Consider the following 22,403-nt stretch of genomic DNA (forward strand, 5'->3'; position numbering starts at 1 on the left):
AAGTGATGCAACGAAGTGCCTTGTTTTAAAGTAATTTCAATGTGTAATAGAATTTCTAATGCATATTGCGGGTTTAATTATGCAGCAGTACTTTGCTCATCGTCCGATTCTGAAGGATCAATCTCTTCAAAACCTGCATCGTAATTGGTGTTCATAGTTTTGATGAAGTCGTTTAGTGCCTCAAAGAAACTGGAAAGCTCATCTTCCACGAATGTTTCCATAGAAACTTTGGAGTTATCCTGGAATACCATTCTGAAATCTAAATAGTAATCCGTATTAGTATAAGTAGTTCCATCATATGAATAAGTTTCTGTTTCCTGAACCTTATATGCTTCTAAAGCCGCAATTAAAGTGTTTTTGTCGGCATAGGTTAAAACTAACTGTACATGCTGATTGGCTAATTCTACCAGGTTGTCTGCTTCTGCTTCTTTGATTTCATCCGGATAGTCGCCATATTCATCGCGGTCAGCTTCATGTTCTTCTTCAAATTCTTGTTCTCCATCAACCAAAGCTTTGATATTAACTTTACCTACTGCTTTTAAGTTCATTAATTGAACGTATGCATTGCCCTGGTTAATGATTTCTTCCATATAGGTTTCATTCCAGATGTCAGTTTCGGAATGTTCTACTTGTTCGTATTGACCTGTAGATGCGTTGTATTCGTAACCCCACCAAGTGTATGTTTCACTTTCTTCGTACGTGTTGGCGTCAATATTTTCTTCTGACCAGTCGCCGGCCGCTTCAGCACCAAAAGCAAGTAGAATACTATCGCCATTTTTTAAACTAAAGTCAAAACTAGCCTCAGCATACTGACTGTGATTTAATACTTGTGTAAAAGAGAAATCGCCAATGGTAATAATGTTCGATAAAGAAGTAGGAGTAGCATCGTCCATGTAACTAGCTGCTAAAGTGTATGTCATAACTTCTTTGTTATTATACTTTAGCGATGATGTCAGGGCAGTAGGAACTTCCAAAGCTCCATTTATTTCTAAGTCTTCGCGTGGCTCCGCAATGGTTTTAACTTCCAAGCCACTAATTTTTAATTCAGCCGTATTGGTTGGGTCGCCTTCTTTTCCCGGGAATTGGAACACAATGGCCTCACTGTTTACCGTCGGTTCATCAAATTCCTTCGTGTCAAAGTTGTATACGTATGTTCCCTTCAGTTCTTCATATTTGTCTGATAAGTTAAAAGTTTCCGCGGTTGCTGATTTTAACGCAGTGTAAACGTCTGCAGTACTCTTGTCTTCATCAGCAATAATACTTGCTGTTCGCATCGGGAGATTTAAAATACTGTTTGCAGCAGCAGGCTCAGACGACTCTCCAAGAGACTCCATCATTGTGCTAAGTTCCATCATCATATCAATGGCTTCTTCTTGTTCGAGTTGTTTAATACTGTTCACAAGTTGTACCGCTTCGTCCTCGATGTTTTGCTTCGACTCTTCCGGGTCTTCTGTAGAATATTCTGCCTCAAGGGCTTCTTCTAATGTTTTTGCAATGTCAATGGTAGTTGTTTCTTTATCATCTTCACAACTTGTGAAAAATAACGTAGATATGGCTACTACCAATAAATTAAACTTAAATAGATTTTTCATGTGTTTTTAATTATGTGTGTAATATGGTGTTTTATTATTGTGCAAAATATAAAATATACTTAATAGAATATAATACTGAACAAAAATCCAAATTATGAATTAAATGCTCAAAAGTTCAAATGTGAATTGTTGTAATGAATTGATAAGGGAAGGTTTGTATTTGGTTTTTGAATACTAGAAGTATAGTTTGTCATGGTTTATGATTAAGGGTTAAAATCTATTCCTGATACGACGGTACGAAATAAATGTTATTATTTTTGTGATTTTTTTTTCAGATCATTGTTAATTCATTTTTACTACTATTGTAATTGTTTTAGCCATAGATTAATGGAAAGACTTATTATAACCGGATGAATTGGAATAGAATTGCTGTGTGCTTTATTTATTTATCTATTTGTGTTTTTGGAAAGTCACAAAACGGGGATTGGTGTATCTTAGGAAGGATACTGGATAATGAAAATGGAGAACCGATAGCTTTCGTACATGTGGCTACTTCAGATTTGAGCATAGGGACTGTGAGTAACGGGAATGGGCTGTTTGAACTATGTTTTCGCAGTGATGATTCTGTTCAAATAAAATTCTTCCATACTGCTTTTGAACCTTTGGTTCTGAGGGTAAAACCGTCCGGTGCAAATCAATTAGAGGTTAAATTAAGGACAAAAAAATATCTGACAGAAGAAGTTACTGTTAGTGGGAGCGGGAAGTCCCTGGTCAAGTCCCCGGTGCCGGGTAAAATAGAGCTTAAGCAGCAAGATATATTATTAACCCCTTCCGTATTGGGAGCCCCGGATTTGGTGCGAACATTACAATTAATGCCTGGGATACAGTCAGTAAACGAGGGTAATTCAGGAATTTATGTGAGGGGAGGTTCTCCCGGTCACAACTATATTGTTTTCGACGAGATTGAGCTAATGAATCCATCTCACCTGATGGGTATTTACTCGGTATTTAACCCCTTGTTAGTTGACAAGGTTGAATTTTATAAAGGAAATGCCCCGGTTCATCAGGCATCCCGGTTAGCTTCGTCCATAATTGTGAATACAAACGACAGAAAGGATGCTGCCTACAATTGGTCGGGAAATTGGGGCAATATATCCTCTAACCTTAGTTATCAGGGTATGTCCAAAAACCAAAAGTGGTACTTCAGCCTGGGTTTCCGGCGTAGTTATTTAGAAGCCCTGCAAGCGTTGGCAAAACCTTTTATCAATGATGAAGACAACTACTTTGTAAACAATACGTTTAATTTTTACGATTTAAACGGAAAGATCCGATACCAGAACGGCGCATCAGCACTCGCTTTGTCCTGGTATAAAGGTAGAGATGTGTTTCAATTTAATAATTCAGATAGGGCAGTGGCGTTGGATAATGAATGGGGTAACGAAGGTGCGGCGTTTTCCTGGAAATATATGATGAATGCCCATTTATCCATGAAGAACGTTATTTCTTATGCTGGCTATAAATCTTCTTTGGCGGTTGATTTTATCGACCAAAACCTAAAATTTGAGACCGATTATAAACAATATCAATTTAAAAATGAATTCCTGTTGCAGACGGGTAATCATGTAATTAGGTGGGGAGCTCATGTAACTCGTAAAGACATTTCTCCTCAGGATATTGATATTTCTTTAAATACAAATTCCGGCACAGCCTATAATTCATATAAACATCTGTCAGTAAAGTTGCCTGTCTCGGATAGGTATACTTTTTCGGATAGATGGGAGGTTTATTTGGGTGCGGCATTCGAGTATTACAAGTTATTGGATAAAACTCAGGAAAGATCGGAAGAGGTTCTTTCAGAAAAGAACAGTACTAGCGATATTCTTTCGAATATAGTGGCTATGGCTAACTACGATTTGTCTAAGGTGGCATCGTTAAAAAGCTCTTACGGTTTTATTTCACAAAACATTCATCTTGCCTCAATCGCATCTATTCCATTACCTTCTGATATTTGGATGCCGGCCACAAAAAAGGCGCCGGCAGAAACAGGGCATCAGTTTACCTTGGGCTATTTCAGAGAAATGAAAGGTATGGGAATTGAGTTTGGCGTAGAAGCATATGGCAAGCTATCGGATAATTCGTTAATGCTAAAAGTAAATGTGGAGGATAAGGAAGTAGATGATTTTGAGGATAATTTTTACAGCGGAAGTGCAAAATCGTTGGGGACCGAGTTTACTGTGAAAAAAACGGCTGCCAAATACAATGCAAACATCTCGTATACACTTGGATGGACACGACAAAAGTTTGACCAGATTAACCAAGGAGCCTGGCACGAAGCGAAATACGACAGGAGGCACGATTTAAACTTTTTGGGAAGTTGCCTATTAAATTCAAGGTGGGAACTGGGTACGGCATTTGTGTTTGCAACAGGTAATAAAGCCACTTTGCCCAAGGGAAGGTATTGGATGATGGGCGATATAAGTAACGACTACGAAGGTGTAAATAACTATCGTATGCCCGTATATCATCGTTTGGATTTATCGCTGAACTACAGGTTAAAATCAAAATGGTTTCATGAGTCCATATTAAATTTTTCATTGATTAATGTACTCAACAGAAGTAATCCATATTTTATTTATTATCATATCGATGATGGAGAGGGAACATACGAACTTAGCATCAAAGCACGTCAGGTTTCGTTATTTCCGATAATGCCTTCGGTAAGTTGGAGATATAAGTTTTAATTATGGGAAGAATTCTAATTATATCGGCGTTTGTTGCCTTATTCGGCTGCTCCAGGGATATTGAGGTGGAACAACCTTATTATGCGCCTAAAATTGTGGTTGATGGATGGATTGCGTCAGGGGATTTTGCTAATATATTTTTAACCCAAAGCTCTCCGTTTTTAACGGAATACGACTCCGCGTCTATCCGCGCTACCTTTGTAAATTATGCAAAATTAACAGTGTCCAATAGTCAAGGCGACTCAGAAGTACTAACACTGTTTCGTAAGGATGAGTTTTTTCCACCTTTCGTGTATAAGACAACCCGCATGCGCGGTGAGGTAGGTGAAACGTATCATTTAAAAATTGAGGTGGGGGGCAAGGTCATTGAAAGTGTCACAACTATTCCTCTGTTGCCAAATGTTACAGATGTACTTCCGGTAGAGATATCGGATACAACCATGAATATTGATGTTGAGGTGGATGATGATGCTTCTTTGACAAACTACTATTACTCAGAAATAAAGATCAATAGTGTGGATTCCATTTTTCACCAGGCATCATTTCCTTTGGTTCGTGATACCGAATTTAATGGTAGCAAAGGTTTGGTGAGGGTATATCGCAGCACTCAGCCTGATCCCTTGAATATTTATAATATTGATATGGTAAGAAACATTCCCCCATATGAGTTTTCGAGATTAGATACTGTCTTTCTTAAGTTTTCCTGTGTTGATGAATCTTCGTTTAATGTGTTAAACGATATTTATTTGGATAGGATCAATAGTGGAAATCCATTCGCTTTTGTAAACAAGGAAACCCAAACCAACATTACGGGAGGGATTGGAAGGTGGACTGGACTGGCAACAAAATATTTCGTAATTTCCAAGGATGAAATTATTTGGATTGATTGATAAACACCTCACTAATGTGAAATAGGATTATAAATTTACTATGTCGTTTAAAATAGCACTAATTCAATATAATATTGTCTGGGAAGAGGCAAATGCCAACCTGAATTTCTTATCACAGTTGCTTCAAGAGATTGAAGATGACGTAGATTTGATTGTTTTGCCGGAGATGTTTGCAACGGGTTTTTCCATGGATACAAAGCGTATTGCTCAGGAGATGGACGGTAAGGTTGTTGATTGGCTTAAACTGATGGCCAAAAATACCAGAGCAGCTTGTATAGGAACGCAGGCAATACGTGAAAATGGTAAGGTATTCAATAGGGCATTGTTTGTAACGCCAGAACAACAAATTAGTTGTTACGATAAAAGACATTTGTTTAGCCCGGGCAATGAACATGTAAATTATACACAAGGCCGACAGCGAACGGTAATTCATTACAAAGGATTGCGTATTCTTCCTCAAATATGTTATGATTTGCGTTTCCCTGTATGGAGCAGAAACAGGAACGATTACGATTTGGCCATTTACATGGCTAACTGGCCTGCTGTCAGACAACATGTTTGGAACACTTTAATTAAAGCAAGGGCCATAGAAAACCAGTGTTATGTATGTGCTGTGAACCGGGTGGGGGAAGGAGGAGGAATACAATATTCTGGAGAATCACAAATGATAGATTTTAAAGGTTTAGGACAGCTCAATATGGCGCAGCGGAATAATCGGATAGCGTACAGTAATATAGATATTGTTTCACTTACTTCGTTTAGAGAAAAATTTCCAAGTCATTCTGATGCTGATGATTTTGAATTGCTTACGGATTGACTGTTATCTTTAACTTGCATCTTAACATTTTTATAGTTAAATTTAAAAGAATGATTTTGCAGCTATTCAGGTTTTATGTAAAGTAATATTTTATGTTTATTGACTAAGTCTGCAATTATTTTGATAAGGTAAGATTTGTTGGATTAACGCTGTAGATTATGAAAAATTTTAAGGTTAAGGTAGAAGACAGGGAGGTTAAGTTCTTCAAGGAATTATTGGATAAATTCAGTTTTGTGCATTACGAAGAGCTTGTGGGTTCCGAGGAGCCAAGGATCTATCCTGCAGCTGATTTCGAGATTAGATCTAAAAAACATCAGGAAGATAAGGGGGTGAAAGCGGATTCGGGGGAGCCACCTAAACGTTCTTTGGAGAAATCTAAAAAAAACAGACAAGATGCCATGAACGACATCAGAAATGTAATTTCCCAAATTGATAAACTAAGAGATAGTTCCAGGTAGGAAGTTATATCGTAATAACATTGTAGTAGTTTTTTTCTGATAAAAAGGTACAGGGCATAATATTTGTTGTTTGTGTTACTGTAAAAACCAAAACTAAAGGTTATGAAGAGCTTTGTATTTATTTTTAGTATGGTAATGATTTTTACCATGGCTGGATTTACACAATCGGTTGAAAAAGTATACGAATCTGTAGATAAAGTTCCTGTTTATGGCAAATACGGAGGGAATATTCAAAAATATTTTGACAAAAAATTAGAATATCCGGTTGATGCTTTGGCAAAAGAGTTGGAAGGTAAAGTGTTGGTGTCGTTTGTGGTTACCAGCAAAGGGATTGTAAGTAACGCAAAGATTGAGAAAGGTTTAAGCGAAAGCGCCGATAAAGAAGCTTTGAGGTTGGTAAACGCAATGGACAAGTGGAAACCTGCAAAAATAGGACGTACTTCAGTGGCCAGCAAAGTGACCATGCCCATTAATTTTTATTTGTCGGATAAAAGCAGGAATTTGGCTAGGCAGCTAAAACCATTTTACGCCAATGATAAACCACCTTTGTTTGTGCTTGACAATAAGAAGGTGCTGGGAATTACAAGTGTTGAGTATTACAATGTGAAGTCAATCAGGGTTATAAAAGGGGAAAGAGCTATCGCCTTATACGGCGAAGACGCTAAAAATGGCGTACTTGTGGTTGAAACCAAAAGAGGAACACCCAGGGAGTATCAGATGCATTAGGTCTATATACAACGCACAATATTTTAAGGGAATTTATTCAACGAATAAGTTCCCTTTTCTTTTATCTTTGTGCAGTTTTTTAGAATGCTGAGTACATCATCTCACCAATAATTGAATTGATATATGCATACAACCATTTTTTACGTCATTGTAATACTTATAGTTCTGGGGTTTGCCTGGGACAGGTTTTTGTTATACCTCAACACGACCAGGTGGAGCGATAAGATACCTCCGGAGTTGGAAGGCATTTATGATGCGGATAAATATGCCAAGCAGCAACAATATTCAAAGGTTAACCATAAGTTTGGTTGGATAACAGGGATTTACGGGATGCTTTTGGTTTTGGCCATGTTATTTTTTGAAGGCTTTGCTTGGTTGGATAGTTGGGTGTTAACATTTACGGATCATGAAATACTCAGGGCCATTATCTTTTTGGGGGTATTAGGGCTAGGCTCAACGATTTTAAATATTCCGTTTTCAATATACAGCACATTTGTAATTGAGGAGCGATTCGAATTCAATAAAACTTCGCCGAGGACATTTGTTTTTGATTTATTCAAATCGCTCGCGATTGGGGCTGTTTTAGGTGGAGGTATTTTGGCATTGATAATGTGGTTTGTTCAAATAGCGGGTGAATGGTTTTGGTTATACGCCTGGGGTTTAATGACGGTTTTTATGCTGTTTATAACCATGTTTTACACTTCTTTTTTGCTGCCGTTATTCAATAAGCAGACCCCGCTCGAGGATGGCGAATTAAAAACTGGCATTCAGGAATTCTGTAAAAAGGTAGGCTTTAAGCTCGATAACATTTATATTATGGATGGTTCCAAGCGTAGTACCAAAGCCAATGCTTTTTTCAGTGGGTTGGGATCCAGGAAACGAATCGTTTTATACGATACCCTGGTGAATGATCTGAAGGTGGATGAGATAGTTGGCGTATTGGCGCACGAAATAGGTCATTACAAAAAGAAACATACTTTGTGGGGGATGATTAGCGGTATTGCACAGACAGGAATCATGTTATATATCTTTTCTTTATTTGTGTATTCGCCTGAGCTTTCAGCTGCATTGGGAGTGCAAGAGCCAGCTTTTCATATCGGTTTAATCGCATTTGGTATTCTTTATAGCCCTATTTCCGGTATTTCAGGTTTGTTCTCGACCTTAATCTCCAGAAAAAACGAATACGAAGCTGATGCCTTTGCCGCTACATATCATAATTCGGAATCCTTAATCAAAGCATTAAAAACAATATCGGTAAATGCTTTGAGCAACCTTACGCCACATCCTTGGTTCGTGTTTTTCCATTATTCGCATCCTCCGTTACTGGCAAGGGTTAAAGCATTAAGAAAATATAATTAGTGTCAAGAGATAGATTTGCGCATTCCATTCTTATATCTAAATCCATGAAAGTAGAAATAGTAACAATAGGTGATGAACTTCTCATCGGTCAGGTGGTGGATACCAATTCAGCCTGGATGGGCAAGCAATTAAACGAAGCAGGATTTGAAGTGACCCGTATAAACTCGATTAGCGATAAGGAGGAAGATATTTTAAATATTCTGTACGAGACGTCCCAAAGAGCGGATGTGGTATTGATAACCGGTGGTCTGGGGCCAACCAGGGACGATATCACCAAAACTACCCTCTGTACATATTTCAATACTGAACTAGTATTTGATGAGCAAGTGTTTGAGGATGTAAAATCTTTTTTAAAAGGAAGGGTCGCGAATATAAATGAATTTAACCGTCAGCAAGCCTTGGTGCCGGCGAATTGCGATGTGATCAGAAATCCAATGGGAACGGCCCCAATTATGTGGTTTGATCATGAGGGTACCGTTTTTGTTTCCATGCCCGGGGTACCCTCTGAGATGAAACATATAGTGGAAAAGGAAATTATTCCCCGTTTGTCTTCCCGGTTTAGAACAGGTGCAATAGTTCATAAAACAGTAATTATTCACAATATCCCGGAGGCGGTATTGGCAGAGATGCTGGAAGGGTTCGAGGATGGAATTCCGAGCTTTATAAAGCTGGCCTATTTGCCTTCTCCGGGAAGGATAAGACTTAGGTTTACGGGCAGGGGCATCAATAAAAAGGAAATTGAGACAGGAATAGATAAGCTGATTGAGCAGTTAAAACCCATTCTAGGAGATGCTATATTGGGGTATGAAGATGTATCTACAGTTGAGATGGTTGCCGCTGTTTTTGACAAGCATAAGTTAACCCTATCGGCGGCCGAAAGCTGTACGGGCGGAAATATCGCACATCAAATTACTCTGCGTCCGGGAAGTTCCGGTTATTTTAAGGGCAGTGTTGTGGCATATCACAATGAGGTGAAAATGGGATTGCTTGCTGTGAAAGAAGAATCATTAATTGCTTTGGGTGCTGTAAGCAAAGATGTAGTGGAGCAAATGGCCATTGGGGCAAGGTATAATTTGGGAACGGATTATGCTGTAGCAACTTCGGGTATTGCCGGCCCGGATGGAGGTACCGATGAAAAGCCTGTTGGAACCATTTGGATTGCGGTAGCTGGGCCTAAAAGAGTACTAAGCGAAAAGTTTAACTTCGGGAAAATACGCGAACGCAATATAGTCCGCGCAACAGAAATGGCCTTAGTGATGCTAAAAAAGATGGTGGAAGAGGATTTAAGCTAAAAGCTTGTAGCGATTGGCTATTCGTATAAAGTGAAGTGGTGAAAAAAAATGTACTTTTTCTTGCTGTATATTTGTAATTTACATTAAAAAACAGTTATTTTGCACCCTGTTTGAAAAATGTATCCGAAAAAACGGTGTAAAGATGTCAAGAGTTTGTCAGATAACTGGAAAAAGGTTCTTAGTAGGGAACAATGTTTCCCACTCCAAGAGGAGAACCAAAAGAAGATTTGATGTAAATCTATTTAAGAAACGATTCTTCCTTGTGGAAGAGGAGCGTTGGGTAGACCTGAGGGTTTCGGCTTCCGGGCTTAGAATGATCAACAAGGTTGGTTTATATGCTGCTTTGAAATCCGCAAAAGAAAAAGGTTTTATAACTAAATTTTAAGGGGGGTTAAGAAATGGCTAAAAAAGCAAAAGGAAACCGCATTCAAGTTATCCTTGAATGTACAGAGCATAAAGAGAGTGGAATGGCAGGAACAAGCCGTTATATCACTGTTAAAAACAGAAAGAACACTCCGGATAGAATGGAATTGAAAAAGTATAACCCTATTTTGAAGCGTTATACCGTACATAGAGAAATTAAATAAATCTTTGTATCATGGCTAAGAAATCAGTAGCAACATTACAAAAAGGAGGCGGTAAAGGTCACACAAAAGTGATTAAAATGGTAAAGTCGCCTAAAACTGGTGCTTACTCTTTTAGAGAAGAGATAGTAACCAACGAAGAAGTAAAAGAATTTTTCAAAAAATAATTTTGCCCAGGCAGAAGACATTTTTATTTAAGAGCTTCCTTTATTTTTAAAGGAAGCTTTTTGTATTATAATATGTTTGCAAGAAAACACATCTAACTAGGTTACGCCTCTTTTGAAAACCGTTACTTACAAAAGTAAATTCCTTGATTTTCAAAAGATCCAAGCCTTGTTCTTTGCGCTTTCTTATCAAACATCTTCAGAAACTAATTTTATAGGTAGTATATGTTCCAATTATTACAATGTAAGATAGTTTGTATAGATTGCGGTATTCGATAACTAAATTATATTTTAAATAGTTATTTTTATATATTTAGCATGTTTATACGTATGGGATTTATTGCGTTGGAAAGAGCATAGTAGACAAAATTGTTAACAGTCTATTTTTACAGAATATGGGATTATTCGGAAGTTTTACAAAAGAGAAAAAAGAAAGCCTCGATAAAGGTTTGGCAAAAACCAAAGAGAGTGTTTTTAAAAAGCTTACGCGTGCTGTCGCAGGACGTTCAAAAGTTGACGACGTAGTACTGGATGAGCTGGAAGAGGTGCTGATTACATCCGATGTAGGTGTGGATACAACGCTTAAAATTATTGAGCGCATTGAGGAGCGGGTCGCCAAGGATAAGTTTTTGAGTACTTCCGAACTAAATAGAATTCTTAAAGAAGAAATCGTTGACCTTCTGTCTGAAAATCAAATGGACGGGGAAGGCGATTTTGAACTGCCTAAAAGTGAAGATCCCTACGTGATTATGGTGGTGGGTGTGAACGGTGTTGGAAAAACAACTACCATCGGTAAACTTGCCCATAAGTTTAAAGCTGCCGGCAAAAAGGTGGTGTTGGGAGCTGCCGACACTTTCAGGGCGGCAGCTATTGACCAGCTTCAGGTGTGGGCCGATAGGGTGGATGTTCCATTGGTTCGTCAGAACATGGGGTCCGATCCCGCTTCTGTTGCATTCGATACATTAACCTCCGCAAAAACGCAGGGGGCTGATGTGGTGATTATTGACACTGCCGGAAGATTGCATAACAAGGTGAACCTGATGAACGAGTTGACCAAGGTGAAAAAAGTGATGCAAAAGGTGGTGCCGGATACGCCAAACGAGATAATCCTGGTATTGGACGGATCTACCGGACAAAATGCTTTTGAGCAAGCCAAGGAATTTACCAAGGCTACCGAAGTGAACGCCCTTGTGATTACTAAATTGGACGGAACGGCTAAAGGTGGTGTTGTGATTGGGGTATCGGATCAGTTCCAAATCCCGGTCAAGTATATTGGAATAGGCGAGGGAATTGATGATCTGCAGATTTTTAATAGAACCGAGTTTGTGGATTCTCTGTTTAACTAATAGTTTAAAATAGAACAAAATATTGGGCTACCTGTTTATGAGGTAGCCTTTTTTGTGGTACGATGATATTAGGCTAATTTAAAAGGTCTATGGTCTCTTATCGCTTATCTAATAGTCTGAAAAATGAAGAAGATTGATGTAGTTACGTTGGGGTGTTCAAAAAATTTAGTGGATTCAGAGTCGCTGATCAAACAGTTTGAAGCAGGTGGTTTCTCGGTTGCCCATGATTCGGAATCGCCGAAAGGGGATATTGCTATCATCAATACCTGCGGTTTTATTGGCGACGCCAAGGAGGAATCCATAGAGACCATCCTGAATTTTGCCGAGGCCAAAAAAAGGGGTGAGATAAAAAAGCTGTTTGTAATGGGATGCCTTTCCGAAAGATATTCTAAGCAATTGAAAGAGGAACTACCCGAGGTGGATGCCATATATGGTAAATTCGATTGGAAACAGATTGTGGAAGACCTGGGGCAAAACTATCGTGCCGATTTAATTAATGAGCGCAGCTTGACCACACCGGGTCATTATGCCTATTTTAAAATATCGGAAGGGTGTAATCGTTCCTGTTCGTATTGTGCCATCCCTTTAATTACAGGTAAGCATAAGTCTAAACCCATAGAGCAGTTGATAGAGGAAGCCGAGCGATTGGCTGATCAGGGGGTGAAAGAGCTTCAGGTGATCGCACAAGACCTGTCGTTTTATGGTTTGGATATATACAAGCAGATGCGCTTGGGGGAGTTGGTTCATAAAATTGCTGATGTCAAAGGGATTGATTGGGTGAGGTTGCACTATGCCTATCCTGCCGGATTCCCATATAATGTGCTTAAGGTTATGAATGAGCATCCTAATGTTTGTAATTACTTGGATATTGCCTTGCAGCACATTAGTGACCCAATGCTTAAAACAATGCGTCGGAATGTATCCAAAGCCGAAACATACAAACTTATTGAACGCATGCGAAAGGATGTTCCCGGAATTCATCTCAGAACAACCATGATAACCGGTCATCCGGGTGAAACCGAGCAGGATTTTAAAGAGATGTTGGCGTTTGTGAAGGAAGCACGTTTTGAACGATTGGGGGTATTCCCTTATTCGCATGAAGAAGACACCCATGCCTACCGCAACTATAAAGATGATATCCCGCAAGAATTGAAGCAGGAGAGAGCTGATGCCATCATGGAAATTCAGGAGCAGATCAGCTGGGAAATCAATCAGGAAAAAGTTGGAAAGGAAATGAAGATAATTATCGACCGCAAAGAAGATGATTATTATGTAGGCCGTACCGAATTTGATTCACCGGAGGTAGATCCTGAAGTATTAATACCAATTGATGAAAATGAAATGGAAGTTGGTAAGTTCCACCAGGTGAAGATAACTGATGCGGAAGCTTATGATTTGTTTGGGGAGCCAGTAGGTAGTCAACAGTAGGCAGTTCTCCATCGTTTGTGTATACATTAATGATATATTTATATACTAAAAACTGCATACTGAATACTAATGACTAGGTATTTCTTAGAACTCGCCTATAACGGAAAAAATTACCATGGCTGGCAAATTCAGCCCAATGCCATCTCTGTACAAGAAGTTTTGAGTGATTGCATAGGTAAAATGCTACGGGAAGAAATCAATATTGTAGGCTGCGGCCGCACCGATACAGGTGTTCATGCTTCCTATTTTGTTGCTCATTTTGATTGTGTAAAGGAGGAAATTGACGGAGAACAGTTCTGTCATAAGCTGAATCGTTTCTTGCCAAAAGATATCGCTGTTTATTCTTTATCTAAGGTGGATGGAGAAACCCATAGTAGATTTTCCGCTAGTAGTCGTACTTACGAATATTATATGGTAGATAAAAAGAGCCCGTTTCTGCAAGAATATGCCTATCAATCGCATGTGCCATTGGATTTTGAACAAATGAATAAAGCGGCTCAATCACTATTTAATTATACTGATTTTACCAGTTTCAGCAAACTACATACCGACGTAAAAACAAACAATTGTAAAATCACCAGAGCGGTTTGGGAATTCAAGAATAATCGGTGGGTTTTTACCATTAGTGCCGATCGCTTTCTTAGGAATATGGTGCGTGCTATTGTAGGAACCTTGTTGGAAGTAGGTAGAGGGAAAATGACCTTAAATGAATTTAAAGAAGTTATAGAGGCCAAGGATAGGGGAGTGGCCGGCACATCGGCGCCTGCACATGCGCTTTATTTGGTAGGTGTTAGTTATCCTGAGGAGCTGTTTTCTTCCAAGATGTAAATAAGTCTAATGTCTCTTAGCTATAATCTAACAATCTATTTTATCTTTGCGGCGCTAAAATAAGATAAGATGATTTCAGTTGATGCTTTAACGGTAGAGTTTGGTGCTACCACCCTTTTCAAAAATATATCCTTTGTTATAAACGAAAAAGACCGTATTGCCCTTATGGGTAAGAACGGAGCCGGTAAATCTACTTTGTTGAAGATCCTGGCAGGGGTGCGTGATGCCAATAAAGGTCGGGTTTCGGTGCCAAAGGATAAAGTAGTCGCTTATCTGCCTCAGCATTTAATGACTGAAGATAACCGAAGTGTGTTTGAAGAGGCCTCACAGGCTTTTGCCGACATACTTGCCATGGAGAAAGAAATAGCTGAGCTTAATAAGCAGTTAGAGACACGTACTGATTATGAGTCGGAAAGCTATTATGAGTTGATTGAAAAGGTTTCTGCCCTTAGCGACAAGTTTTATTCCATTGAGGAAACCAATTTCGACGCAGAGGTTGAAAAGGTTTTGTTGGGACTGGGATTCTTGCGTGGGGACTTTGGCAAACCGACCAGCGAATTTAGCGGAGGATGGCGTATGCGTATCGAATTGGCCAAGATACTGCTTAAAAAACCTGATCTGATATTATTGGATGAGCCAACAAATCATCTGGATATTGAATCGATTCAGTGGTTGGAGGAATTTTTGATTAATTGCGGCAAAGCTGTTATTGTAATTTCCCACGATAGGGCATTTGTGGATAATATTACCACACGAACCATTGAGGTTACGATGGGACGTATTTATGATTACAAAGTTAATTACTCCAAATATTTAATTCTTCGCCAAGAGCGCAGAGTACAACAGGTGAAGGCATTTGAAGAGCAACAAAAAATGATAGCCGATAATGAGGCTTTTATCGAACGTTTTAAAGGTACCTACTCAAAGACCTTACAGGTTCAGAGTCGGGTTAAGATGCTTGAAAAATTGGAAAGGGTTGAAGTGGATGAGGAAGACCGTTCTTCATTACGCCTAAAATTTCCGACAGCTCCACGTTCGGGAAATTATCCGGTAATAGCCCAGGATGTAGCAAAATATTACGATGAGCATCTTGTCTTTTCAGATGCCTCATTAACGGTGGAGCGAGGTGAAAAGATTGCCTTTGTAGGAAGAAATGGGGAAGGGAAGTCAACCTTGGTTAAAGCTATCATGAACGAAATAGATTTTGATGGTGAGCTTAATTTGGGGCACAATACCATGATTGGTTACTTTGCGCAAAACCAGGCTTCGTTATTAGAAGAAGACTTAACAGTGTTTCAGACTATTGATGATGTTGCCAGGGGAGATATTCGTAATAAAATAAAAGATGTATTGGGGGCTTTTATGTTTGGCGGAGATAATTCCACAAAAAAGGTAAAGGTGCTTTCTGGGGGCGAAAGAACCAGGTTGGCTATGATTAAGTTATTGTTGGAGCCAGTAAACCTGTTAATACTGGATGAGCCTACCAATCATTTGGATATGAAAACCAAAGATGTATTGAAGGATGCGCTAAAAGCTTTTGACGGAACTTTAATCCTTGTGTCTCACGACCGCGATTTTCTGGATGGGTTAGTGGATAAGGTATATGAATTCGGAAACAAACGTGTAAAGGCGCATTTAGGAGATATACAGAGCTTTTTAAGTATGAAAAAGATGGCGCATCTTACAGAGCTGGAAAAGAAGAAGGTTGCCATATAGCAATGGTCAATTGTTTCGGCAAAGCTTACATCATTCCTTTAACCAAGCCGATAATTGGAGTTGATAAATAGGTTATCCCAAAACTCCAAATAAGAATTCCCAAAAGAAGGAATAATAAAAATTTGCGGGTGTCTTTTAATAATAACATCCCAATCATTAAGGAGATAAATGGTCCCAGCAAGCCGGTTACCATTAACCCTAATCCCGCAACACCATACTTTTGTAACCAATTATTAAATTTTTCCTGTTTATGCGCAATGCTATTGGAGCCATATTTGTCCATTAACCATTTGCGAAAAGGTTCGCCCGAGAAATAAACAAGTAGGGCGGATGAAACAGCTCCCAAAGAAGTAAAAGTAGCGGTAAAGAAAGGAGTGAGTCCCATCGCAATTCCCACTGGTATGCCTTTCCAAATTCCGGTGGCACCTGCCAAATAAACGGCAAAATATCTTCCAATCTCTTCCATTAAAAAGTATAAAATTCAGCAGAGAATCTGCTAATCGTAAAATTTTAATAATCAGGGAAACATCATATTTTTGGCTATGCAAAAAACATCAAATAAAATCCTGGTACAAACATGCTTTGTGCCATCATTTTATTTGTTCCATATTTCCCAAGCTCCTTCGGCTTGTAAATGCAGCATTTCCAAGCCGTTTTTAATGGCTGCACCTTGTTTTTGGCCTGCTTTTAAAAATGCGGTAATTTCCGGGTTGTAAATTAAGTCGAAAAATAAATGATTCTTTCCACAGTAGTGGTAGGGGATTTCCGGTTTGGCATTCATATCGCCGTACATTCCAAGTGGGGTGGTATTGATAATAACCTGGTTGTCCGCCATGCTTTTTTCGTTCAGGGAATTATAACTAAGTTGAATTTCTCCTTCGGGGGTTCTGGAAACAAGCTTGTACGCTAAGCCCATTCTGTTCAACGCAAACCCAACTCCCTTGGCAGCCCCACCGGTGCCCAGAATTAATGCGCTTTTGTGATGCGCCTTAATCAAGGGTTCAATAGATTTTGTAAACCCGATGATATCGGAATTATATCCCTTAAGCACTGGTTTTTTCGGATTGCCCCAATCGAATTTAATCACGTTTACAGCACCTGCTTCCCGGGCAATAGGATCAAGTTCGTCCAGGTATGGTATAACTTTTTCTTTGTAGGGAATAGTGACGTTTAAACCACCTATATACGGGTGATGATCAATAAGCTCAGGAAATTCGTCTATGGAGGCAATAGGAAAGTTCAAGTATCTGGCCTTGATGGCTTCTTGTTCAAACTTATTGGTAAAATATTTTTGCGAAAAAGACTGCGATAATGGATATCCTATTAACCCGTATGTTTTCATAATTCGTATTCAAATCAACAATTCAACAACTATTCAGTAATTCAAAAAAAGTAAATTATTCTTTCCCAGCCACCTTCGAACCCAAAGACTCTGTGATCCAGATAGCAGCAATTCCTAAAATAATAAAAATAAAAGCAACAAAAAACTCGGTGTTCATAGATGGTAAATACCAATCGTAACCAATCGTTTTCTCTTTTTCGCCGAATATTTTTGTAATCGTCTCTTTCCAAGGCCATAATATTCCCAGCGAACCCATAATAAAGCCGGTTAGCATGGCAATAGTCTGGTTGTGATATTTTTTCAACAGCCACGAAAGGAAATGAGAAAATCCAACCAAACCAATTCCTGCGCCGGCAGCTACAGGCAGCAGCACCTTTAGGTTTAGTTCACTAACCGCATTAATCATCACCAGTTGGTAATTGCCCATTAATATTAAAACAAAGGAACCCGATAGCCCTGGGATGATCATGCTGCAAATGGCCACAATCCCACAAATAAACAGGTATAGTAACGAGCCGTTTTCCGAAGCGGGGGTGAGTACGCTCAGTGCCACTGCAATGCCGGTACCAAATATAAAGGTAGCGATACTGGCAAGATTCCATCGGGTAACGGTTTTGCCAACAAAATAAATGCTGGCCAATACCAGTCCAAAAAAGAAAGCCCAAATGTAAACCGGATATTCAACAAAAAGGTATTTAAACAGTTGGGCCAGGCTAACAATGGCAATGCCGATTCCAACAAATAACGAAACCAGGAACCATAAGTCGATGTGATCGAACAATTCTTTAAACTTTCCCTTAATCAGTAGGTTGAGTGCTGTAAGGTCGAAGGATTTGATGGCATCGATTAATCGTTCAAATACGCCTGTTATCAGTGCGATGGTTCCACCGGATACGCCCGGCACTACATTAGCGGCACCCATGGCCATCCCTTTAAGTACATGCTGAAAAAAGGACTTAGAATTCATTGCTCCTATTATTATGTGTAAAGAATATATATTTCTGTGCGAATTATTTTTTAGGTAGGAAGCTGAGTAAAGTATCCCCCCTTAAACCAAGTCGAAGCGTTTCCAATGGAACAACTTCGTTGGGATCGATGTTGCCAAGGTTTACGTTGGGACCGAAATGGTCTATGAACCACACTTGTTGCGATTTTTGCGGTGCTTCCCACAATACGTTCTTGGTATCCACTTTAGATTTTATTTGCTCAATCAATTCAGTGTTGGCCGATCCATCGATATTATAGATGCCAATATTGCCACTTTCGCGTGCTTCGGCTATTACTTTCCACGACCCTGCTTGTAATTCGGTTTCCATCATGTAAACCCACTCCTTGTTGGTAATTACCTTGTCGCCCATTTTCGAGCCAACTTCGGAAAGTACGGTGACTTGTTCCGACAGCTTTCTGATGTACTCCAACTTCTCGTCGTGGGGGATTGGTAATGTTCCGTCAGATACCTCGGCATATTCCATTTTAAACTTATCCAGATATCTACAGTATTCATCGAACATGCCCCGCGCAATAAAGGCTTCAAACAATGTTCCTCCAAAGTAGGTTTTGCAATTGCCGTCGCGATATACGGCCAGTTTTTCTTCCAAATTGTTGGTGATAACCGAGGTGCCAAAACCGAACTTAACCATGTCGGTATACCTGGCCGATGAGGAAACGAAGTTTTCGCTTTCTTTTAAGCTTAATCCCTTGTCCATCATCATGGTTAACCCATATTCTCTGTTTTTTTCCGGACGTTCGGGTATATGTGGAAGTATTACGTTCATTTTAATGTATTGATTACATGACACCTAATTTCAATGGAAGCCAAATCTATGACAAATGCTTGTGCTAAAGCAGATTTAGATTGCATAAAGGCATTTATTGCTTACGTTATTTACCGGAGCGGAAGGTTCTGTATTAGTGTTGCGCATTAATGTATTCCGCTATTTCGGGCATGGATACCAATGCGGGATACTCGTTTAATACAATTTCCAGGTCGTCAGGCAATAACTGACGGGCAATTACCAGATGTCTCAACGCATCCTTCTGATTATTGCATTTGTTGTAAACGATGGCTGCCAGGTAGTGCAATGCTCCATTGGTTTGATCTTTGTTCAATAAGCGCTTCAAAAATGGTATTGGGTCAAAATCCTTTTCGCTTTCTTCGAGGAACTGATACATTTCAATCCAACTGATGGTATCTTCGTGCTGATTGATCAGTGCCCGTTTCAAACATCTTTTGGCCTCGGCTGTCTTTTTCATCTTTTTGTAGCTTTTTCCAAGAGAAAGCCAAAGGTCAGATGAATCGGGGTTCATCACCAAAGCTTTGTCGAAAGCGAAAACACTAGTTTCGTAATCCTGCACCCGGTACGACGTTCTTCCTAAGGATTGCAGGGCTTCGGCATGTTCCGGGTCGATATCCACCGCCATTTTGTAAAACCGTGACGCTAAATCATAGTTAGCCAGGTTTTCCCAGCAATCGCCCACGTAGAAATATGTGAGTGCCATCGGAAAACTAAACGACATATATTCAGTGTAACAGTTGATGGCTTCTCTGTATTCTCCAATCTGTGCCAGACTATTGGCCTTATTGTAATAGGCTTCGGATAAATTAGGTGCTATGGCAATGGTAATGTCGTATGCGTCAATGGCTTCGGAATAGTTTTCTTGTTTATTGAAAAGTATCCCTAGGTTATACCAGGCATTTTCCAGATAAGGGTTAATGTCCAGTAACTTGTTGTAAACCGTAATGCCTTCTTCCACTTCGTTCAGTTTGTCGTGGGCGTAGGCCATTTCAAAAAGAATGTTTTCGTTGTTGGGAAATTGTGGATGGAAGTTTTTCAAAAGGTTACGGGAATCCGCATAAAACCCCTCTTGATTTAGATTGAAACCAATTTCAAAAACAAATTCTTCCAATTCTTCCGTACCAACTAATTTCAGGGCTTTTGTATAATTTGCAATGGCCTTCTTTTTATCTCCCAACCTGGTGTGGATAATACCCAAGTTCAGGAATATTTCCGAATTACTGCTTTCCACCTCTTTAATATATTCCAATATATCCAGGGCGACCTCGTTTTCACTCCGTTCAATCAACAAGGTAGTATGTTTTAGTAAAAGCGATGTGGAACCGGGGTGTTGGCGCAAACCCATTTTAATGGCGGACTCTGCTTTGTCCATCATATTTTTTTCATTGTAATAATCGAAAATGGATTCAATTTGAAACACGTCAAAATAGGACTCCTTGTTGTGGTGAACTAACTTCTCAAACCTTTCAACCGCCTCTCTTGTCCCATCTTGATTTGCGTGAGAGTATTCTTGCATATAATACCTTTTAATCTATATAGTGCCGAATGTATTATGCCGATGGACTTCTAAAGTTGCTGAACGAGAGCAACGAAGATGTGTCAAATTTTAGATGCCATCGATATATAACACAGTTTTTTACACCCCTCAAAAATACCATATTTTTAGCTAATTGCAATAAGCTGAGACATTAAAAAGGGCATTGTTGATAACTTATTAACAATGCCCCCGGGTATTTATCATATTTTAACAAAAAGCCTTTAGTGGCTTTCGGCAGTTTCGGGTTGGTGTTGAACCCTCAACAGGTCGTTAACCGTTTTAACCGGGTTAAAGGTGCTAATGGGAACTTCAACAAACAAGGTGGTCCAATCGGACATGGCGCCATTCCATAGCCCGGGTAATTCCAGGGCTTTTAGATCTTTACCATTTAAAGATTTGTTAGATATGAATCCGGTTTTAGGATCAACATATTCCAGCAAGTTGAATTTCTCGCCTTTGTAGTTTTTGGTTCCGCAGATCAAATCTACCGGATTAAAGTGGGTGCTCTGCTGTACTAATTTTTTCTTCTCAGGATTGTTCATATCTATTTGCGAGCCTTCCACAATTTGGAGAGAGGTTTCGCCATTTGTGCCAACACCCCAAAACGGGCCGCCACCGGGCTCACCTTCGTTTTTCACCATACCGCAAACCCTGATAGGGCGGTTCAGTTTCGATTGAATATACAGGCGTTTTTCCGCATCGGAATAATCGCCAATCATTTTGGGTAATGAGATGAAAAGTTCAACTTGCATAAAATCAAGTATCTCATCCAGGAGATCCAGGTCTTCTTTGTTGTTATCGAGTTCTTCGAGATATTCAAAAATTTTTTGTTGATAGAAATACAATACCCCGGCTAGTGCTTCTTTGTATTGAATGGTATCTCTTAATCGATATTCAGGAATTACATTGTCAATGTTTTTAATAAAGATGATGTCGGCATCCAAATCGTTCAGGTTTTCGATGAGTGCACCGTGTCCTCCCGGACGGAATAAAAGTTCATCATTATCCGTGCGGAAAGGCGTATTGTCCGGATTTACGGCTATGGTATCGGTGTGTGCTTTTTGGGTTGAGTAACTTATGTTAAAACTAGCGTTGTATTTGGCTTCGTAAAGTGGCAGGTTTTTATTTACGATATTTTCAAAAAGCGATTGGTGATCGCCGGAAACAGTAAAGTGAATATTTACATTTCCATCGGCATCCTGTCCGTAGGTTGCACCTTCACTTAAGTGTTCTTCTATCGGGGTAGTTGCTTTTTTGCCGTCGAGATGGAATTTTAATACACCTTTAGGAAACTTTCCGTAGTTAAGGCCATCCGGCAACAGTAATTTCTCAACAATCAAAGCTCCATTCTCAAATACCGCTTGTTCGTTGCTGAAATCTACACCGCTGGCCTTGGCAAGTTCTTCGGAAAAAGCAAAGTGTTGAATATGTATCAGGAAGTCTTTGATAGGTCCTTCTTTTTTTAGTTGTTCCTGCTTGTCTTTGTCGGCATTAATAAAGGCAAACATGTCTTTAAACATCCTGGTTGCGGCCCCGGAGGCGGGAACAAATTTAATGATGGAACAACCATTGTCAACTCCGGTTCTGAATTGATCGGTGAACATCAGTTTTTGTTCTTCGTCAAGTGAAATAATGCCGTCGCTGACAGAGGCTGGTTTCTTAATGTCCATAAACGGGAAACCAATTTTAAATTGCGAAAGCTGTTCTTCCACTTTCTCTTTAGAGATTCCTTTGCTTTGCAGAAGCGTTTGGTCGTTTTGTTTTATCATCGTCTTTTTGTTTTAGATGTTTAAATATAAGAAACTATTCCTCTATTTAATAGGTAAAAAACAAATTTTTATGTTGTT

At 39.4% G+C, this 22,403-nt stretch carries 21 protein-coding genes; 14 read left to right on the plus strand and 7 right to left on the minus strand.

The features are described 5' to 3' along the window. Nucleotides 1-77 precede the first annotated feature (77 nt). Nucleotides 78-1,592: a hypothetical protein gene (locus tag ACRD64_RS09795; protein WP_430933149.1), complete on the minus strand. Its 1,515-nt coding sequence runs from the start codon at nucleotides 1,590-1,592 to the stop codon at nucleotides 78-80. A gap of 350 nt (nucleotides 1,593-1,942) precedes the next feature. Here ACRD64_RS09795 and ACRD64_RS09800 point away from each other — a divergent pair, with 350 nt between their 5' ends. The 14 genes from ACRD64_RS09800 (at nucleotide 1,943) to ACRD64_RS09865 (ending at nucleotide 15,881) form a co-directional block, all read left to right on the plus strand. Beyond that, nucleotides 1,943-4,273: a TonB-dependent receptor gene (locus ACRD64_RS09800; protein WP_430933150.1), complete on the plus strand. Its 2,331-nt coding sequence runs from the start codon at nucleotides 1,943-1,945 to the stop codon at nucleotides 4,271-4,273. A 2-nt stretch (nucleotides 4,274-4,275) separates the two neighbouring features. Further along, nucleotides 4,276-5,163: a DUF4249 family protein gene (locus tag ACRD64_RS09805; protein WP_430933151.1), complete on the plus strand. Its 888-nt coding sequence runs from the start codon at nucleotides 4,276-4,278 to the stop codon at nucleotides 5,161-5,163. A gap of 40 nt (nucleotides 5,164-5,203) precedes the next feature. Continuing rightward, entirely contained in the window at nucleotides 5,204-5,980 is a 777-nt protein-coding gene (locus ACRD64_RS09810) for an amidohydrolase (protein WP_430933152.1), read from the plus strand. A gap of 158 nt (nucleotides 5,981-6,138) precedes the next feature. Then, nucleotides 6,139-6,438 (plus strand): hypothetical protein, encoded by a 300-nt coding sequence (locus ACRD64_RS09815; RefSeq protein ID WP_430933153.1) that lies wholly within the window; start codon nucleotides 6,139-6,141, stop codon nucleotides 6,436-6,438. Nucleotides 6,439-6,540: 102 nt separating this feature from the next. Further along, nucleotides 6,541-7,164 (plus strand): TonB family protein, encoded by a 624-nt coding sequence (locus tag ACRD64_RS09820; protein WP_430933154.1) that lies wholly within the window; start codon nucleotides 6,541-6,543, stop codon nucleotides 7,162-7,164. A gap of 123 nt (nucleotides 7,165-7,287) precedes the next feature. Next, nucleotides 7,288-8,523 carry a M48 family metallopeptidase gene (locus ACRD64_RS09825; protein ID WP_430933155.1) on the plus strand — a complete coding sequence of 412 codons (1,236 nt, stop codon included), beginning with the start codon at nucleotides 7,288-7,290 and terminating at the stop codon, nucleotides 8,521-8,523. Nucleotides 8,524-8,567: 44 nt separating this feature from the next. Then, the gene (locus ACRD64_RS09830) at nucleotides 8,568-9,815 is read left to right on the plus strand and encodes a competence/damage-inducible protein A (protein WP_430933156.1); all 1,248 of its coding nucleotides are present in this window, start codon (nucleotides 8,568-8,570) and stop codon (nucleotides 9,813-9,815) included. Between the two features lie 142 nt (nucleotides 9,816-9,957). Continuing rightward, nucleotides 9,958-10,200, plus strand: a complete 243-nt coding sequence (rpmB, locus tag ACRD64_RS09835; RefSeq protein WP_430933157.1) for a 50S ribosomal protein L28 — start codon at nucleotides 9,958-9,960, stop codon at nucleotides 10,198-10,200. Nucleotides 10,201-10,213: 13 nt separating this feature from the next. Next, a complete protein-coding gene (gene rpmG, locus ACRD64_RS09840) occupies nucleotides 10,214-10,402 on the plus strand; it encodes a 50S ribosomal protein L33 (RefSeq protein WP_430933158.1) in 189 nt (62 codons plus the stop codon). 11 nt (nucleotides 10,403-10,413) lie between these two features. Continuing rightward, on the plus strand, nucleotides 10,414-10,566 hold the full coding sequence (locus ACRD64_RS09845) for a DUF4295 domain-containing protein (protein ID WP_430933159.1): 153 nt from the start codon (nucleotides 10,414-10,416) through the stop codon (nucleotides 10,564-10,566). Nucleotides 10,567-10,958: 392 nt separating this feature from the next. Then, entirely contained in the window at nucleotides 10,959-11,909 is a 951-nt protein-coding gene (gene ftsY / locus ACRD64_RS09850; protein WP_430933161.1) for a signal recognition particle-docking protein FtsY, read from the plus strand. Nucleotides 11,910-12,032: 123 nt separating this feature from the next. Further along, nucleotides 12,033-13,337 carry a 30S ribosomal protein S12 methylthiotransferase RimO gene (rimO, locus tag ACRD64_RS09855; protein ID WP_430933162.1) on the plus strand — a complete coding sequence of 435 codons (1,305 nt, stop codon included), beginning with the start codon at nucleotides 12,033-12,035 and terminating at the stop codon, nucleotides 13,335-13,337. A gap of 69 nt (nucleotides 13,338-13,406) precedes the next feature. Then, on the plus strand, nucleotides 13,407-14,165 hold the full coding sequence (gene truA, locus ACRD64_RS09860) for a tRNA pseudouridine(38-40) synthase TruA (protein WP_430933163.1): 759 nt from the start codon (nucleotides 13,407-13,409) through the stop codon (nucleotides 14,163-14,165). Nucleotides 14,166-14,234: 69 nt separating this feature from the next. Beyond that, the gene (locus tag ACRD64_RS09865; RefSeq protein WP_430933164.1) at nucleotides 14,235-15,881 is read left to right on the plus strand and encodes an ABC-F family ATP-binding cassette domain-containing protein; all 1,647 of its coding nucleotides are present in this window, start codon (nucleotides 14,235-14,237) and stop codon (nucleotides 15,879-15,881) included. A 25-nt stretch (nucleotides 15,882-15,906) separates the two neighbouring features. On the opposite strand, the gene ACRD64_RS09870 is transcribed toward ACRD64_RS09865, so the two are convergent. From ACRD64_RS09870 to ACRD64_RS09895, 6 genes are all read right to left on the minus strand, one after another. Next, entirely contained in the window at nucleotides 15,907-16,347 is a 441-nt protein-coding gene (locus ACRD64_RS09870; protein ID WP_430933165.1) for a VTT domain-containing protein, read from the minus strand. Nucleotides 16,348-16,476: 129 nt separating this feature from the next. Continuing rightward, a complete protein-coding gene (locus ACRD64_RS09875; protein WP_430933166.1) occupies nucleotides 16,477-17,223 on the minus strand; it encodes a shikimate dehydrogenase family protein in 747 nt (248 codons plus the stop codon). A gap of 55 nt (nucleotides 17,224-17,278) precedes the next feature. Then, a complete protein-coding gene (locus tag ACRD64_RS09880) occupies nucleotides 17,279-18,190 on the minus strand; it encodes a DUF368 domain-containing protein (RefSeq protein WP_430933167.1) in 912 nt (303 codons plus the stop codon). Between the two features lie 43 nt (nucleotides 18,191-18,233). Continuing rightward, nucleotides 18,234-18,998 carry a phosphosulfolactate synthase gene (locus ACRD64_RS09885; protein ID WP_430933168.1) on the minus strand — a complete coding sequence of 255 codons (765 nt, stop codon included), beginning with the start codon at nucleotides 18,996-18,998 and terminating at the stop codon, nucleotides 18,234-18,236. 133 nt (nucleotides 18,999-19,131) lie between these two features. After that, entirely contained in the window at nucleotides 19,132-20,535 is a 1,404-nt protein-coding gene (locus ACRD64_RS09890) for a tetratricopeptide repeat protein (protein WP_430933169.1), read from the minus strand. 242 nt (nucleotides 20,536-20,777) lie between these two features. Beyond that, nucleotides 20,778-22,325, minus strand: coding sequence for a DUF4301 family protein (locus ACRD64_RS09895; protein ID WP_430933170.1), 1,548 nt, complete (start codon nucleotides 22,323-22,325; stop codon nucleotides 20,778-20,780). Between the last annotated feature and the right edge of the window lie 78 nt (nucleotides 22,326-22,403).

The sequence above is a fragment of the Saccharicrinis sp. 156 genome (assembly GCF_050589685.1).
Taxonomy (GTDB): domain Bacteria; phylum Bacteroidota; class Bacteroidia; order Bacteroidales; family Marinilabiliaceae; genus Saccharicrinis.